13 protein-coding genes are annotated in these 15,044 nt (G+C 63.8%); 11 read left to right on the forward strand and 2 right to left on the reverse strand.

The features are described from left to right. The first annotated feature begins 424 nt into the window (after nt 1–424). The 4 genes from ACFOMH_RS17095 (at nt 425) to ACFOMH_RS17110 (ending at nt 4,876) form a co-directional block, all read left to right on the forward strand. Nucleotides 425–817 carry a hypothetical protein gene (locus tag ACFOMH_RS17095; protein WP_148912979.1) on the forward strand — a complete coding sequence of 131 codons (393 nt, stop codon included), beginning with the start codon at nt 425–427 and terminating at the stop codon, nt 815–817. 128 nt (nt 818–945) lie between these two features. After that, nucleotides 946–2,295, forward strand: a complete 1,350-nt coding sequence (locus tag ACFOMH_RS17100) for an MgtC/SapB family protein (RefSeq protein ID WP_377746012.1) — start codon at nt 946–948, stop codon at nt 2,293–2,295. Between the two features lie 49 nt (nt 2,296–2,344). Then, nucleotides 2,345–3,427, forward strand: a complete 1,083-nt coding sequence (locus tag ACFOMH_RS17105) for a patatin-like phospholipase family protein (protein ID WP_148912981.1) — start codon at nt 2,345–2,347, stop codon at nt 3,425–3,427. A gap of 6 nt (nt 3,428–3,433) precedes the next feature. Continuing rightward, nucleotides 3,434–4,876, forward strand: a complete 1,443-nt coding sequence (locus ACFOMH_RS17110; protein WP_148912982.1) for a GntP family permease — start codon at nt 3,434–3,436, stop codon at nt 4,874–4,876. A gap of 314 nt (nt 4,877–5,190) precedes the next feature. On the opposite strand, the gene ACFOMH_RS17115 is transcribed toward ACFOMH_RS17110, so the two are convergent. Continuing rightward, complete coding sequence (locus ACFOMH_RS17115) at nt 5,191–6,219, reverse strand: LacI family DNA-binding transcriptional regulator (RefSeq protein WP_374426865.1); 1,029 nt, start codon at nt 6,217–6,219, stop codon at nt 5,191–5,193. Nucleotides 6,220–6,441: 222 nt separating this feature from the next. Between ACFOMH_RS17115 and ACFOMH_RS17120 the strand changes: the two genes are divergently transcribed. The 6 genes from ACFOMH_RS17120 to ACFOMH_RS17145 all read left to right on the forward strand — a co-directional run bounded on the left by ACFOMH_RS17120 (nt 6,442) and on the right by ACFOMH_RS17145 (nt 12,659). Next, a complete protein-coding gene (locus tag ACFOMH_RS17120) occupies nt 6,442–7,536 on the forward strand; it encodes a sugar ABC transporter substrate-binding protein (RefSeq protein ID WP_377746015.1) in 1,095 nt (364 codons plus the stop codon). A 109-nt stretch (nt 7,537–7,645) separates the two neighbouring features. Then, complete coding sequence (locus ACFOMH_RS17125; protein WP_374426871.1) at nt 7,646–8,599, forward strand: ABC transporter permease; 954 nt, start codon at nt 7,646–7,648, stop codon at nt 8,597–8,599. A 7-nt stretch (nt 8,600–8,606) separates the two neighbouring features. Then, nucleotides 8,607–10,112 (forward strand): sugar ABC transporter ATP-binding protein, encoded by a 1,506-nt coding sequence (locus ACFOMH_RS17130; RefSeq protein ID WP_377746017.1) that lies wholly within the window; start codon nt 8,607–8,609, stop codon nt 10,110–10,112. 4 nt (nt 10,113–10,116) lie between these two features. Next, nucleotides 10,117–11,058: an ABC transporter permease gene (locus ACFOMH_RS17135; RefSeq protein ID WP_377746018.1), complete on the forward strand. Its 942-nt coding sequence runs from the start codon at nt 10,117–10,119 to the stop codon at nt 11,056–11,058. A gap of 20 nt (nt 11,059–11,078) precedes the next feature. Beyond that, nucleotides 11,079–11,858, forward strand: a complete 780-nt coding sequence (locus ACFOMH_RS17140; protein WP_377746019.1) for an SDR family NAD(P)-dependent oxidoreductase — start codon at nt 11,079–11,081, stop codon at nt 11,856–11,858. An 18-nt stretch (nt 11,859–11,876) separates the two neighbouring features. Continuing rightward, nucleotides 11,877–12,659, forward strand: coding sequence for an L-iditol 2-dehydrogenase (locus tag ACFOMH_RS17145; RefSeq protein ID WP_377746021.1), 783 nt, complete (start codon nt 11,877–11,879; stop codon nt 12,657–12,659). Between the two features lie 103 nt (nt 12,660–12,762). Here the strand turns inward: ACFOMH_RS17145 and ACFOMH_RS17150 are convergent, their stop codons facing one another. Then, nucleotides 12,763–13,836, reverse strand: a complete 1,074-nt coding sequence (locus ACFOMH_RS17150) for a LacI family DNA-binding transcriptional regulator (RefSeq protein ID WP_377746023.1) — start codon at nt 13,834–13,836, stop codon at nt 12,763–12,765. A 218-nt stretch (nt 13,837–14,054) separates the two neighbouring features. On the opposite strand from ACFOMH_RS17150, the gene ACFOMH_RS17155 reads away from it, so the two are divergent. Then, nucleotides 14,055–15,035 (forward strand): substrate-binding domain-containing protein, encoded by a 981-nt coding sequence (locus ACFOMH_RS17155; protein ID WP_377746025.1) that lies wholly within the window; start codon nt 14,055–14,057, stop codon nt 15,033–15,035. Nucleotides 15,036–15,044: the final 9 nt, after the last annotated feature.

Genomic DNA, 15,044 nt, shown 5'->3' on the forward strand with positions numbered 1-15,044 from the left:
CGCCAGCCAGAAGAGGGAGAAGGTGACGAGGCGTGCCACTGACGAATGCACTTGCATGATCTGAGTCCAATCTTCACACCCACCGACACCCGATGGTCCAGTCGCGTAGTGCATGGAAATGATCGACCAAGACTGACTAGTAAGGAGTTTTTTGGTTTAGCACAACTGGAAAGAAGCATTAGCAGCACGTTTCCAAGAAAAAATCGCGCAACGGGCGACTGCCAGTCGCCAGCGGAAACGCTTGCTGATCGCGACCCGAAAGCGTACATTTTAAAACGGTACTCCAGATTTAGGTCAATAAATCAGTCAGGCACCGTGCGCAGTTTCGTTTTATTCACGGGTTGATGCAGACGATGCCTATTCGTCCCTCCGACTCGCGCGGACTCCGTCCCACGGACCCGCCGATCCGCCCGGCGGGCGGGCGGTGATCGCCACCATGCGCGGCGAGGAACGCGCAATTTCCCCGTTGCTCACCGAGGCGCTGGGCCTCGACTGCATTGTGCTAACGAGCTTTGACACCGACCGGTTCGGGACCTTCACCCGTGAGATCGAGCGGACCGGGACGCAGCTTGACGCCGCGCTCGGCAAGATCGCCGCGGCCTTCGAGCATGGCCCGAATGCGCGCGTGGCGATCGCGAGCGAGGGCAGTTTCGGGCCGCACCCCTGGCTTCCGCTCGGCCGCGAGCTCGTGCTGCTTGTCGTTCGGCAGACCGGGCTTGAGCTCGCGGGCCACGATGCCACCCTCGACGCTCACTTTGCCCATTGTATTGTCGACGGCCCTGCTCCGGCCTTGGCGTTCGCCGAGCGCATGCGGTGATGGCTTGCATGAACGCCGACTGCTCGGCACTCAGATGGGCCACGACCGTTCGCGCGCGGTAAGAATTCTCCTCTCATGGACAGAAGTCCGTTGCCAAACGGCATTGCCCAAGGTTTAAGGTGGGGCCGTTGCTGCGGCAGCAGTATGAACCGCCTACCGCGCGACCAGTCGTTTTGCTGGATGCGGCAACAAATGGTGAAATTAACTTGGAAACCTCTCAGGCCTTATTGCTGCTCGAAGCCCTGGGCATCGGCCTACTGATCGGGATCGAGCGCGAGCGCAATGCAGGAGAGCCCGGAGGCCCCGCCCCGGCAGGCGTGCGCACCTTCGCGCTCGCCTCGCTGACCGGCGCGCTGAGTCAGATTGCCGGAGGGTGGCCGATGCTGGCCGTCGCCATCGCCGTCATCGGCGGCCTGCGCATGGTGACGCATCTGTCTCTGCCGGATCGGCAGGCGGGTCTGACCACCAGCCTTGCGCTGCTGATCGTGGTCATGCTGGGTGCATTGTCGATCGAGCACACCTTCCTCACGGCGGCTTCGGGAGTCCTCGTGGCGGCGCTGTTGGCGGCCCGCACGGTTCTGCGCGAGTTCAGCCGCTCGGTGCTCAACGATTTCGAGGTCCGCGACGGTCTGATCCTCGGTGTCTCGACGCTCTTGATCCTGCCGATCCTGCCGAACGAAGGCCTGGGGCCGGGCGGGGCAATCAACCCGCAGAACCTGTTCGTGATCGTCATCCTGGTGATGGCGATCGGCGCTGTCAGCCACATCTCCACCCGGGTGTTCGGCGCAAGGCTGGGGTTGCCACTGAGCGGTTTCCTGTCCGGGTTCGTCTCGAGCACCGCGACCGTGGTGGCAATGGCGAAGAAAGTGCAGGATCGGCCGGTCGACACCTATCCGGCCGCTGCGGGTGTCACGTTCTCGTCGGTCTCCTCGCTCGTGCAGACAGGGATCGTGCTGCTCTTCCTCAGCCCTTCGATGTTTGCTCTGTCAGCGCCGATCCTGATCGTCCCGACCGCGGTGGCGCTGCTCTACGGGACGGCGCTTGCGCGTTTCGGATCGCGCGACGGGCCAAGAGAGCGTGAGGGTCTCGACCTTCCCAGCCGCATCTTCAGCATCCGGGCGGCCATCAGCTTTGCCCTGACCGTCGCCACGGTCATCGTCGTCTCCGCGTTGCTGAATGATCAATTCGGGAGCGAGGCGGTCCTGTGGTCAGCCGCACTCGCGGGCCTCGTCAGCACCAGTTCCGCCGCTGTTGCGCTGGCCTCGCTGGTTTTGGCCGGGCAGTTGCCGGCATCCGAGGCGGTCGTGCCGCTGGCAGCAGCGATCAGTGTGAATGCCGGTGTGCGGATCGTCCTGGCCCTTCGCGGAGGGGCGACGCCGTTCGGCTGGACTGTCGCCGGCGGCCTGCTGCTGACCGCCGCCGCCGTCTGGGCAGGGTGGTGGTTTGCAGCCGCCATCAGCAGCATGATCACGGAGTGAGCTTCGTGCCGCGGCGTTGACAGGGAAAGTGCTATGTGTGGAGAGCGATATGGCCCAGCAACAGCCCACAAAGACGATCGATCTGGCGCTTCAGGGCGGCGGATCCCACGGGGCGCTGACTTGGGGTGTGCTCGACCGCATCCTCGAAGACGAACGGCTGGAGATCGCAGGCATCAGCGGGACAAGCGCTGGGGCGATGAATGCCGTGGTGCTGGCGCAAGGGTTCCACCAGGGCGGCCGGGACGGAGCGCGCGATGCGCTCGCCGCCTTCTGGCGGGCGGTGAGCGATGCGGCGCGCTTTTCGCCGGTGCAGCGCAACTGGTGGAACAGGCTCACCAGCAACTTCAACCTCGACAGGTCGCCCGGCTATCTGTACTTGGACAATATGACGCGGTTGTTCTCGCCCTATGAGCTCAATCCGCTGAATATCAACCCGTTGCGCGACCTTGTTGCCAGCACGGTCGACTTCGATCGGGTCAATTCCTGCGCGATTCCGAAGATCTTCGTCACCGCCACCAACGTTCGGACCGGCCAGGCGCGCGTCTTTACCCAGCCGCATCTGTCGGTGGAAACGATCATGGCCTCGGCCTGTCTGCCATCGGTGTACCAGGCGGTCGAGATCGACGGCGAGGCCTATTGGGACGGCGGCTACATCGGCAATCCGGCGCTTCACCCCCTCGTCGACCAGACCGACTGTCGCGACATGGTCATCGTCCAGATCAATCCGATGACCCGCCGCGAACTGCCGCGAACGGGGCGGGATATTCTCAACCGAGTGAATGAGATCAGCTTCAATTCCAGCCTCATCAAGGATCTGCGGGCGATCCAGCTGCTGCACCAGCTTATCGATGCGGAGGGAATTGAGACGGAGCGATACCGCGACATGCGGGTTCATTTGATCCATGCCGCTGAAGAATTACAGGATCTGGACTCCTCGAGCAAGCTCAACGCCGAATGGACATTCCTCACCCACCTGCACGAGCGCGGCCGGGCTTGGGCGCACCAGTGGCTAAAGGCGAATTATGACGGGATCGGTGTACGCTCCACCTTCGATCTCGACGCGTTGTTCGCCGACTCGCTTCGTCTGGTTAGGGCGCCCGAGCGGTCGAGCACCAACCGGTCAGCGGAGTAGTCGCCAATGTATGGCATCTTGGTTGTCGTCGCCGCGCTCGGTGGGCTCATTTATCTCGCCTATCGCGGCGTAACCCTGCTGATCCTGGCGCCGGGCCTTGCCATGCTCGCCGTGCTCGCCTCGCTCGAACGGCCCCTGCTTGCCAGCTACACCCAGATTTTCATGGTGGCGGCGGGCGACTTCATCGTCCAGTACTTTCCGGTCTTCCTGCTCGGCGCCATCTTTGGCAAGCTGATGGAGGACTCCGGCAGTGCTGAGGTTCTGGCCAATGCCACGATCCGCAAGCTTGGCAGCGAACGTGCGATCCTTGCCGTGGTGCTGTCCTGCGCGGCGATGACCTATGGCGGGGTATCGCTGTTCGTCGTCGCGTTCGCGGTGTTTCCGATCGCTGCTGCAGTGTTCCGTCGCGCCGACCTCCCCAAGCGCTTGATACCGGGCACCATCGCTCTTGGCGCCTTCACCTTCACCATGACCGCGCTGCCCGGTACGCCGGCGATCCAGAACGCCATCCCGATGCCTTATTTTGGCACTTCGCCGTTTGCCGCGCCGGGGCTCGGCATCCTGACCGCCCTGATCATGTTTGCGCTTGGCCAACTGTGGCTGGAGCGACGGGCGCGGGCCACCTCCGAAGGCTATGGCGATCACCCGGACACAGCACCGCTCGCCGCCACGGCCTTGCGCGACCGCGCCGCGGCCGAAGGCTTCGACATTGCCGAAATCTCCGCCGAAGCGCGTCCGGCCGAGCTGCCGTCCCTGATGCTGGCGGCAATGCCGCTTGCCACAGTAATTGCCGTCAATCTCGCCTTCACCACCCTCGTCATCCCGGCCATGAACACTGACTACCTTGCTGCTTCAGAATATGGCGCGACGACAATCGATTCGGTGCGCGGCATCTGGTCCATCATCGTTGCTCTGGTCATCTCGATCCTAGTGATGATTGCCGTGAACCGGTCGCGCCTGCCTAGGCTGAACACCACCCTCGACGCCGGCGCCCACGCCTCGCTGCTGCCGATTTTCAACACCGCGAGCCTTGTCGGATTCGGGTCCGTCATCGCCTCGCTGTCGGCCTTCGCCCTGATCCGCGATTCGGTGGTCGACATCGGCGGCGACAATCCCCTGATCTCGGTTGCGGTCTCGGTCAGTCTTCTCGCCGGTATGACCGGCTCGGCCTCCGGTGGCATGAGCATTGCGCTCACCACGCTCGGCGCCGTCTATCTGGAGACGGCCCAGGCCGCAGGCATCTCGCCCGACCTGATGCACCGGGTGACTGCGGTGGCCACCGGCGGGCTCGACGCATTGCCCCATAACGGTGCCGTCATCACGCTGCTGGCAATCTGCGGCCTGACGCACCGCGAGGCCTATTTTGACATTGCCGTCGTCGCCGTGGTTGTGCCGATCATCGCGCTGATCGTGCTGATCACCCTGGGAACGTTGCTGGGGAGTTTCTGAGAAGGAATCCCAGTCAAGTCAGCCCGGCCTGCAAAGGTATTCCGCCAGAGGCCGGTGGCGCGCGTGCAAGCATACCTCCGTGCATCGTCATCCGCGTGGAGAGGCAGCTCGCCACAAGAGAAGGTTGGACGTCAGGCCCATCCCCTCCGCCACCTTCCCCAGCAGCATCAGCAAAAGCAGCCGCTTGGACAATGGCCCAGCGCCGCACATCCGGCCGGTTACCCCGTACCTGAATCGCGGCGTTTTGTGACCGCAGCTGCCGGGGATGTCCGGCGTCAGCCGGTCGTCACGCCACCCGCCGAAAACCTGGGCGTTCAGGCGCTGCGGCCGTGGCGGATGCCGGCCTTGACCCGGACGGTCGGGTTGCGGCCGACCTGAAAATTTTCCTCATCGTCGAGCAGGCGGAACCCCGCCGCGATCAGGCCTTCGACATCCTGACGGGCAAAGATGATGTTCATCGGCAGGTTGCCGGCGAACGGATCCCAGTCGTAACAGGCGATGGCCTTATGGCTCAGCTCGCCAAGACCCACCCCCGGCACGGCAAGGAAAAGCCCCTCGAGCGCGGTGATACCATTGGCAAAGATGGCATCGGGCATCCTGCCGTCGCGGCGCGCGAATTCGGCCTTTAGCGCCTCGGCGATTTCGGGCGGGCGATAGCCGCAATAGTTGAAGGCATCGTCGCGCACCGGCAGGCCGGCTCCGGCAAAGGCACGGCGCACGCCCTCCATCCGCTCGATGGTCGAGTTGTCCAGAGCATCGCCACCGAAAAAGAGGAAATCGAAATCCGACCTGCCCGGAAGCTTTGCGATCAGCTCTCGGGTCATTTCCTCGGCGGCGGCGCGGTTGTCGGAAATGGCCGAGGGCGCCTCGGTGCCGGGAAGGTCGATATTGATCGAGGGGATGCTCGCCTCGCGGCAAAGACGGTTGGCGGCGCGCGGATCCCTGACGCCCGCGACGAACAGAAACTCGACCTCATGCGCGACAAGACTCGCGACCGAGGAAAGTTCGGTCGCCGGGTCGCGCTGGGTGCTGACGACGATGGGGCACAGGCCGCGCCGGCGGGCCTCGATCTCGAAATGCTCGGTAAGGCCGGCAAAGAAGCGGTTGCGATAATGCGGCACGATCATCCCGGCAAGGCCCGAGCGTTTCAGCCGCAGACTGCGCGCCTTGAGATTGGCCGTATAGCCAAGCCTGCCCGCCGCGGCCAGCACGCGTTCGGCCGTTTCGGGGCGGATCCGATAATCCTGCCAGCGTCCGCTCATGACCAGACTGACCGTCGAGGACGATGTCTTCGCAGCCTTGGCCAGGTCGTAGATGGTTGCGCGCTGGCGCGGTCCGGTCACTGCGGCCCCCCCCCTTCTAGCTACTTAGCGGAACTGCCCCTGCCTCACCAGTTGAAAACTCGGCGGCAGAAAATCACCGCCGCATCTGATTTGCTAAATCCATTTAGCCTTGACGCAAAAACGATTTTGCAATTACGTTCCCCTTGCGGGTCAGGATGCGTCGACAGACGACGCCCTGACAGGGAGCCGCGAAGACAAATCGTTCAAAACGGGAGGAGAGACATGACTCCGAAGGAGTTCTTCGAACGGGCCGCCACAGACCGGCGCCGGTTCCTGATCGGATCGGCGCTTGGCGCCGGATCGCTGATGCTGCCGGGCGTCGGCCTGCGCCGGGCCATGGCCGCCGATGACTATGCATTGGCAAGCTCGATCCGCTCTCTGTCGAACGCGTTCCATTCGGCATGGAACGCCGGCGGCGAAGCCTTTGCAAAAAGCGTGAGCGGGAAATATTCCGCGCTGGTCACCGAAGGGAACAGCGAAAAGGGCGTGGCCGACATCCGCGCCTTTCTGGCGCAGAACGGGGCGAAATCGGTTCTGGGCTGCGACCCGAACGATTCGCCGGATGCGCGCCCGATCGTCGAGGCGGTGCATGCCGCCGGCGGCTTTGTCACCACCGTCTGGAACAAGCCCGACGACCTGCACCCCTGGGATTTCGGCAATAATTACGTCGCCCACATGTCCTTTGACGGCGCCCCCGCCGGCCAACAGACCGCCGACGCGCTTTTCGAGGCGATGGGCGGATCGGGCGGCATCGTCGCGCTTGGCGGCATTCCGTCGAACGTTCCCGCGATCCAGCGCAAGGCCGGCCTGATGGAGGCGATCAAGGCCAATGGCAAGGTCGAGCTTCTGGACTTTCAGGATGCCGATTGGGACGCGACCAAGGCCAATAACATCGTCTCGGCCTGGATCACCCGCTTTGGCAGCGACATCAAGGGCATCTGGGCGGCGAATGACGGCATGGCCATCGGCGCGCTCGAGGCGCTGCGGGCCGAGGGTCTGGCGGGACAGGTGCCGGTCACGGGCATCGACGGCACCAAGGACGCCGTGACCGCCGTCAAGAACGGCGAGATGGCGGCGACGGTCGATTGGGATCCGTTCTGGATCGGCGGCATCGCGCTGTCGCTGTCCTATCACGCCGCGACCGGCGCCATCACCCCCGAGAAAGAGCCAAAGGACCATCGCGAATTCTATGCGACCGGCAAGCTGATCGGGAAAGCCGATATCGAGGAGTACTGGAAGACCCATATCGAGACGTCTCCGCCCGCGCCCGACTGGAACGACCTATGGGGCCGTTTCGACAAGGCCATCGCCGGCTGAGTCCGCCGGGCATGCCCGCGCCGGGGCGCCCTTTGGCGTCGCGCCCCGGCACCCGTTTCCATATGGCACCGCCCGCGCCGTCCGCAGGGTGAAGTAAAGGATGCGACACATGTCCGCATTGTTCATGAGGCGCTGGATGCCGCTGATCGTGCTGATCGGCCTTTGCATCGCAATCGGGGTGATCGAGCCGCGTTTCCTGTCGCTCGACAATCTGGTGCGCGTTCTGTCCTCGGCCTCGATGCCGCTGGTGATCGCGCTTGGCGCGACCTTCATCATCATCATGGGCTCGATCGACCTGTCGATCGAAGGCTCGCTTGCGTTTTCGGGCGCGGTGATCGTGTCGTTCCTGTCCGGCCCTGCCAGCATCGGCGTCGATCTTGGGGTTTTTGCGGCGCTGATGGGGGTGCTGGCGGCGGCGCTGTTTGGCGCGCTGATTGGCTGGATCCATGTCCGGGCGCAGATCCCCTCGTTCATGGCCAGCCTGGGCATGGGCTTTGTCGGCATCGGCATCGCCACCCTGATCCTGGGCGGCGAACGGGTGCCGGTCGCCAATGACCTGATCCGAAGCCTGTCGCTTGGCCGGCTGATGGGGGTGCCGCTGAACGTCTATGTCGCGGGGGCGATGTTCGCGCTGGCCTGGTATATCCAGTATCACACCCTCCTTGGCCGCCACATCGTCGCCCTTGGCGGCGGCGAGGATCTGGCGCGCGCCAGCGGCGTCAACATTCGCCGGACCCGCATCGCGGCCTTTGCGCTGGCCGGGCTGTTCTTTGGCGTGGGCGCGACGCTCGCCTGCGCGAAACTGGGCGCGGCCAGCGCCATGATCGGCTCGGGCCAGCTTTTCGCGGCGATCAGCGCGGTGGTCGTCGGCGGCACGGCCCTGACCGGCGGTCAGGGGGGCGTCGTCAACACGCTGGTGGGCGTGCTGATCGTCATGGTCATCGGCAATGGCATGATCATCATCGGCCTGCCGACCTATGTGCAGCAGGGCGTGCTTGGCGCCGCCGTCATCGTCGCGGTGCTGCTGAACATGTCGGGCAAGAAGCCCGCGCTGGTGAAATAGGTGCGCCGTGCTTGAGCTGAGAAACATCCAGAAATCCTTCAACGGCTTTCCGGCACTAAAGGACGTGTCGGTCACCGTCGCGCCGGGACAGGTCGTCGGGTTGGTCGGCGAAAACGGCGCCGGCAAGTCGACGCTGATGAAGATCCTGAACGGCATCCACCGGCCCGATGGCGGCGAATACCGGCTGGACGGCAAGCCCGTGGCGCTGAACGGCCCGCGCGAGGCGATGGGCCACGGCATCGGCATGGTCTATCAGGAACAGTCGCTGATCCCCAGCCTGACCGTGGCCGAGAACATCTTTCTGGGCAACGAGGACCGCTTCGTCCGTCTCGGCCGCGTCGACTGGAAGGCGATGGGCGAGGCCGCCCGCGCGATCATGGCCGAGGTCGAGCTGCATATCGACCCCTTCACGCTGACCTCGGATATCAGCTTCATGCATCGCCAGATGGTCGAACTGGCCAAGGTCCTGACGCTCAAGGACATGGCGCCAGGCAATATCTACATGCTGCTGGACGAGCCGACCTCGGTTCTGGAGCAGGAAGAAATCGACATCCTTTTCGGCGTGATCCGCAAGATCAAGGAACGCGCCGGCATCGTCTTCGTCTCGCACCGGCTGGACGAGGTGATCGAGATTTCCGACATCATCTATGTCCTGAAGGATGGTCAGGTGGTCAAGACGCTGGCCCGTGGCGAGGCAACGCCGCCCCTGATCCACGAACTGATGGTGGGCCGTTCGGCGGCGCAATCCTATTACCGCGAAACCGACCGCAAGCCGCCTTCGGACAAGGTTCTGCTGGAAATCGCGGGGCTGGGCAAGGCCGATGCCTTCCAGGGGATCGACCTGACGCTGCACGAGGGCGAGGTGATCGCGCTTGTCGGCACCGAGGGCGCGGGAACCGAGCCGCTGATCCGTTCGGTCTTTGGGCTGGAAAAGGTCGATGGCGGCCAGATCATGTTTCAGGGCAAGCCCATCACCAACGGCATCTGCGCGCAGGCGGTGGCCGCGGGCATCGGTTACGTTCCGCGCGAACGCAAGATCGAAGGCATCATCGAGCCGATGACCATCGAGGAAAACGTGGTCCTGCCGAACCTGCGGCGGATGACGCGCGCGGGGCTGCTAGATTTCCCAAAGATCCGGGCGGCGACCAAGCACCTGTTCGGCCCCTTGCGGATCAAGGCCGAAAGCCGGCTTGCGACCGCGAAAAGCCTGTCGGGCGGCAACCAGCAAAAGGTGGTGCTGGCCAAATGGTACAATACCGGCGCGCGGCTGTTCCTGCTGGATCATCCGACGCGCGGGCTGGATGTGGGCGCGAAAGAGGATGTCTATGACCTGATCCGCGAGATCTGCGCGCGCGGGGCCGGTGTCCTGTTGATCGCCGACACGCTGGAAGAGGCGATCGGCCTGTCGCACCGGATCATCGTCTATCGCGACGGACGCGAGACCGCCCGCTTTGACAACGCCGATCCGGCGAGGCCGGTCACGCCGCTGGACCTGATCGGACATATGGTGTGACAGAATGAAACTGAACGCAAAAAGCCCGCTGGTTCCGCTTGCGGCCCTTGTCGCCGCCGTTCTGGTCGTCGGCATGATCGACCCGACCTTCCTTTCCCCGCATGTCCTGATCAACCTTTTCGCCGATTCAGCGACGCTGTTCCTGATGGCCATCGGGCTGACCTTTGTCATCATGATCGGCAGCATCGACCTGTCGCCGCAGGCGGTCGCGGCGCTGGCCTCGGTCATCCTGGCGCAGCTGTTGCCGGGCTGGGGCTATTGGGCCATTCCGGTGGCGCTGCTGGCCGGCATCGTCGCCGGCGCGGCCTCGGGCTTTACCTATGCGGTGCTGAAAATCCCCAGCTTTGTCGCCACGCTGGCGGTTGGCGGCATCATCGCCTCGCTGACGCTGGCGCTGTCGGATCAGCGGGCGATCCAGCTTGATACCGCCTTGCGCGCCGAGAAACTTGACTGGGCCATCGGCACCACCTTCGGGCTGCCGAACGAGGTCTGGTTGTCGCTGATCGTGCTGGTGGTGGCGCTGGTGGTCGAACAGGCGACGCCCTTTGGCAAATATGAAAAGGCGGTTGGCTTTAACGAATTCGGCGCCCGGGCGAACGGGGTGCGGCTGACCCGGATCAAGATGACCATCTTCATGATCGCAGGCTTCATGTCGGCCTTATCGGGTGTGGTTCTGGCCGCGCGGCTGACGGCCGGGTCGCCCACCATCTCGAACGAATTCCTGCTGCCGGCGATTGCGGCGGTGGTGCTGGGCGGCACCTCGCTGGCCGGTGGCAGCGGCGGCGTGCTGCGCACCCTGATCGGTGTCATGCTGATCGCGGTGTTCCGCACCGGGATGAACTTTGCCGGGGTCAACGTGCTGGCCCAGCAGATTGTCTTTGGCCTGATCCTTGTGCTTGCGGTGGCGCTCAGCATCCACCGCACGCCAGACAACATCGTCAAATAGTTCAATAGAAACAGGAGATAATGATGACCGCCACAAGCATTCTGAACCGCTTTCGCCTTGACGGGAAGGTCGCGCTCATCACCGGGGGGACCCGCGGGATCGGGCTTGCCACGGCCTATGCCTTCGTCGAGGCGGGCGCCAAGGTCTATATCAGCAGCCGGAGCGAAAATTACGAAGACGACGGCAAGCTGATGGCATCGGGCCTTGGCGTGACATTCATCGCGGGCGATCTGTCGGACCCGGCCGAATGCGCGCGGGTCGTGGCCGAGGTGGTCAAGGATGCAGGCCGCCTTGACGTGCTGGTGAACAATGCCGGCGTCGCCATCCACGGCGACACGCCCGATTTTTCCCAGGAAAACTGGCGCAAGCTGATGTCGCTGAACGTCGATGCGGTCTTCTGGTGCTGCAAGGCCGCGATCCCGCATCTGCTGGCGGTCGGCGGCGGCACCATCGTCAATATGGGCTCGATGTCGGGGATTGCCTCGAACATCCCGCAAAATCAGGTCGCCTATAACAGCTCAAAGGCGGCGGTTCACATGATGACCAAAAGCCTTGCCAGCGAATTCGCGGCACAGAACATCCGCGTCAACGCCATCGCGCCGGGCTATATCGACACCGACATGTCGCGCGGCGGCTTCTCGAACCCGGAATGGTTCCCGGTCTGGAGCGGCATGACCCCCATGGGCCGCGTCGGCCAGCCCGAAGAAATCGCGGCCATCGCGCTGTTTTTGGCCTCGCCCGCCTCAAGCTATATGACCGGCGACGTGGTGGTTGCCGATGGCGGCTATACAACCCGCTGAATCGAAAAGGGAAAGACAATGACAAATTGCAACCGGCTTGCCGGCAAAAGCGCGCTGATCACCGGCGCCGGGCGCGGTATCGGCAAGGAATTCGCCCGCGCCTATGTGCGCGAGGGGGCGACGGTCGCCATTGGCGATATCAACCTTGAGGCCGCAAAATCCGCCGCCGCCGATATCGGCAAGGGGGCCTATGCGGTCGAACTGGACGTGACCCGTCAGGACAGCATCGACGCCGCCATCGCCGCCGTGGTCGCCACGACCGGCAAGCTTGATATCCTGATCAACAACGCCGCGCTCTTCGACGCGGCCGAGACGGTCGATATCACCCGCGCCAGCTATGACAGGCTTTATGCGGTCAATGTCGCGGGCACGCTGTTCACCCTGCAAGCGGCGGCGCGGCAGATGATCGCGCAAGGTCATGGCGGCAAGATCATCAATATGGCCAGCCAGGCCGGCCGGCGCGGGGAAAGCCTTGTCGCGGTCTATTGCTCGACCAAGGCGGCGGTGATCTCGCTGACCCAGTCGACGGCGCTGAACCTGATCAAGCATCGGATCAACGTCAACGCCATCGCCCCCGGCGTGGTCGATGGCGAACATTGGGCGCATGTCGATTCCATGTTCGCCAAGCTGGAGGGCAAGGCCCCGGGCCAGAAAAAGGCCGAGGTCGAGGCCGGCGTTCCCGCAGGCCGCTTTGCCACGCCCGACGACCTGACCGGGATGGCGGTGTTTCTGGCCTCGTCGGATGCCGATTACATCCTCGCCCAGACCTATAACGTCGATGGCGGTCAGTGGATGAGCTGACCCCCGTGCCCCCTTGCGCGGGGCGGTCCGGCGCAAAGCCTGTACCTGTGCAGAGACCGGCGGCGGAATTGGTGCCCGCCACCGCGCGCCGCCACCGCCGGGGTCACATTGGCGGGGCCGGATCCGTCCGGGCTGCGGCGGGCGGAAACCGGGCGGCATCCGCGCGAAACACCTCTGGCTCGACGGTCAACAGCACATTGCCCGCCGCCCTTTTTTCCAAAAGCTCATAGGCGCGCTGAATCAGCAGGTGATGGCGTTGGCGGATCATGTGCACCGGAAAGCGCATCAACGTCCCATAGGGTTCATAGTCGAAACAACCGAATGACGTGGCCTGCAATTCGGCCTCGGGCAGCTGGCCCAGAAACCGCAAAAGCGCCTCGAACACGTTGATGGAATTCGCAAACAGCCCCGCCGGCAACCCGCCAAGCCGGTCATAAAGCCGATGCAGTTCGGCAAGCGCGATTTCGGGATCATAGCCGCAGGCGATGACCTGATCGTCGTCGCAGCGCCCGAAGGCGGCGTTAATCGCCGCACGAAAGCCCGCAATCCGGCGCGACGAGGCATGCAGCCGCGCATCGCCCCCGATCAGATAGACCCGATCCTGCGCGGGACGCGGATATTGCGGTGGCGGCCGCATGGTTTCGATGATCGCCTCGGTCAGGCGGCGGGCGCCCGTCTCATTGTCGGTGATGACCGATGGCGCATCGGGGCAAGGCTGGTCGATAAAGACATGCGGAAGCTGCGCGCTGCGACAGATCCGGCTGATGCGCAGCGGATCGGCGGCGCCCGCGACAAAAAGCGAATCGATGGAATAGGCCATCAGATCCTGAACCGTGCTTTCCTCTTCCTTGGGGTTGCGCTGGGTCGCGATGATGATCGGGCATTGCCCGCGCGACCGCGCCTCGACCGTGAACCGCTGGCTGAGGTCCGAGAAGAAGCGGTTGTTATGCTCGGGCAGGATCAGACCGACCAGACCGGATCGCGCCGTCCGCAGGCCCCGGGCCTGAAGGTTGACGGAATAGCCCATCTGTCCGGCAAGGCCGATGATCCGCTCGGCCGTCTCGGCCTTGATGCGGCGGGCCTTCCAGCTGCCGTTCAGCGCCGCGCTGACCGTCGAGGGCGAAACCCCCATCTGCTGGGCGATGTCATAGATCGTCTGCTTCTGTGAAGGCTTCATGGTGCCGGCCGCCGTGCATTCACGCTTCTTGACAGAATATGCTCGAATCGAGTTATATTGAAAAATCGATTTTGCAATACTCTGTCGCTGTTGTTCGGTCGGGAGGCCAGAGCAGGAGCGTTATTAAAACCAGACCTGCACAATCGATTGCACAATGCCGGATCCAGCGGACCGGGGCAAGCAAAAACATTCGGGGTTCGCCCCAAGGGAGGAATTCGATGAAAAAGTTTCTGGCTTTCGCCAGCGTCCTTGCGCTGTCCACGGGGCTTTCGGGCACCGCCTTCGCGCAGGAAATCGGCGTCGTCGTCAAGATCGGCGGCATTCCGTGGTTCAACGCGATGGAAGAGGGCATCACGAAAAAGGCCGGGGAACTGGGCGTCACCGCCGAGATGATCGGCCCGGTTTCCGCCGACCCCGCGCTTCAGGTTCAGGCCATCGAGGACCTGATCGCCAAGGGCGTCGATGTCATCGGCGTGGTGCCCAACGACGAAAAGGCGCTTGAGCCGGTCCTGAAGAAGGCCCGCGACGCCGGGATCAAGGTCGTCGCCCACGAAGGCCCCGGTCTTGAAAACATCGACTGGGACTTTGAGCTTGCTTCGGCCCAGGGCTTTGGCGAGGCCCATGCCAAGCTTTTGTCCGACCACATCAAGGGTCCGGGCAAATATGCGGTCTATGTCGGCTCGCTGACGGTTCCCCTGCACAATGCCTGGGCCGATGCCGCCATCGCCTGGCTGAAAGCCAACCGCCCCGACCTTGAAATCGTGGGCGAGCGTTATGGCGTGGCCGAAAACGTCGATGACAGCCGCTCGACCGCGCTTGACCTGATGGCCGCGAACCCCGACATCAAGGGTTTCCTTGCCTTTGGCAGCCAGGGCCCGATCGGCGCCGGCCGCGCCATCGAGGAAAAGCATATGGGCGGCAAGGTCTTTGTCGTCGGCCCCTTCTCGCCCGGACAGGGCGCCAAGATGGTCCATGACGGCGTGTTGACCGGCGGCTATATGTGGAACCCCGCGCAGGCCGGTGAGGTTTTTGTCACCCTTGGCAAGATGCTGGCCGACGGGACCGCGATCAAGGCGGGCGACGACATTCCCGGCCTTGGCGTGGTTCAGCCCGACCCGGCGACCAAGGACATCATCACCGACAACCTTCTGGAACTGAACGCCGACACCGTCGACGGTCTGGCCGAACAGGGTCTCTGACCCCGTCGC

The sequence above is a fragment of the Paracoccus mangrovi genome (genome assembly GCF_042648425.1).
GTDB lineage: Bacteria > Pseudomonadota > Alphaproteobacteria > Rhodobacterales > Rhodobacteraceae > Paracoccus > Paracoccus mangrovi.

Excerpts from the sequence above, each read along its gene's own strand:
- ACFOMH_RS17135 (WP_377746018.1), top strand. The coding sequence starts at position 10,117 with ATGAAACTGAACGCAAAAAGCCCGCTGGTTCCGCTTGCGGCCCTTGTC.
- ACFOMH_RS17120 (WP_377746015.1), top strand. The coding sequence starts at position 6,442 with ATGACTCCGAAGGAGTTCTTCGAACGGGCCGCCACAGACCGGCGCCGG.
- ACFOMH_RS17110 (WP_148912982.1), top strand. The coding sequence starts at position 3,434 with ATGTATGGCATCTTGGTTGTCGTCGCCGCGCTCGGTGGGCTCATTTAT.
- ACFOMH_RS17150 (WP_377746023.1), bottom strand. The coding sequence starts at position 13,836 with ATGAAGCCTTCACAGAAGCAGACGATCTATGACATCGCCCAGCAGATG.
- ACFOMH_RS17125 (WP_374426871.1), top strand. The coding sequence starts at position 7,646 with ATGTCCGCATTGTTCATGAGGCGCTGGATGCCGCTGATCGTGCTGATC.
- ACFOMH_RS17155 (WP_377746025.1), top strand. The coding sequence starts at position 14,055 with ATGAAAAAGTTTCTGGCTTTCGCCAGCGTCCTTGCGCTGTCCACGGGG.
- ACFOMH_RS17140 (WP_377746019.1), top strand. The coding sequence starts at position 11,079 with ATGATGACCGCCACAAGCATTCTGAACCGCTTTCGCCTTGACGGGAAG.
- ACFOMH_RS17105 (WP_148912981.1), top strand. The coding sequence starts at position 2,345 with ATGGCCCAGCAACAGCCCACAAAGACGATCGATCTGGCGCTTCAGGGC.
- ACFOMH_RS17145 (WP_377746021.1), top strand. The coding sequence starts at position 11,877 with ATGACAAATTGCAACCGGCTTGCCGGCAAAAGCGCGCTGATCACCGGC.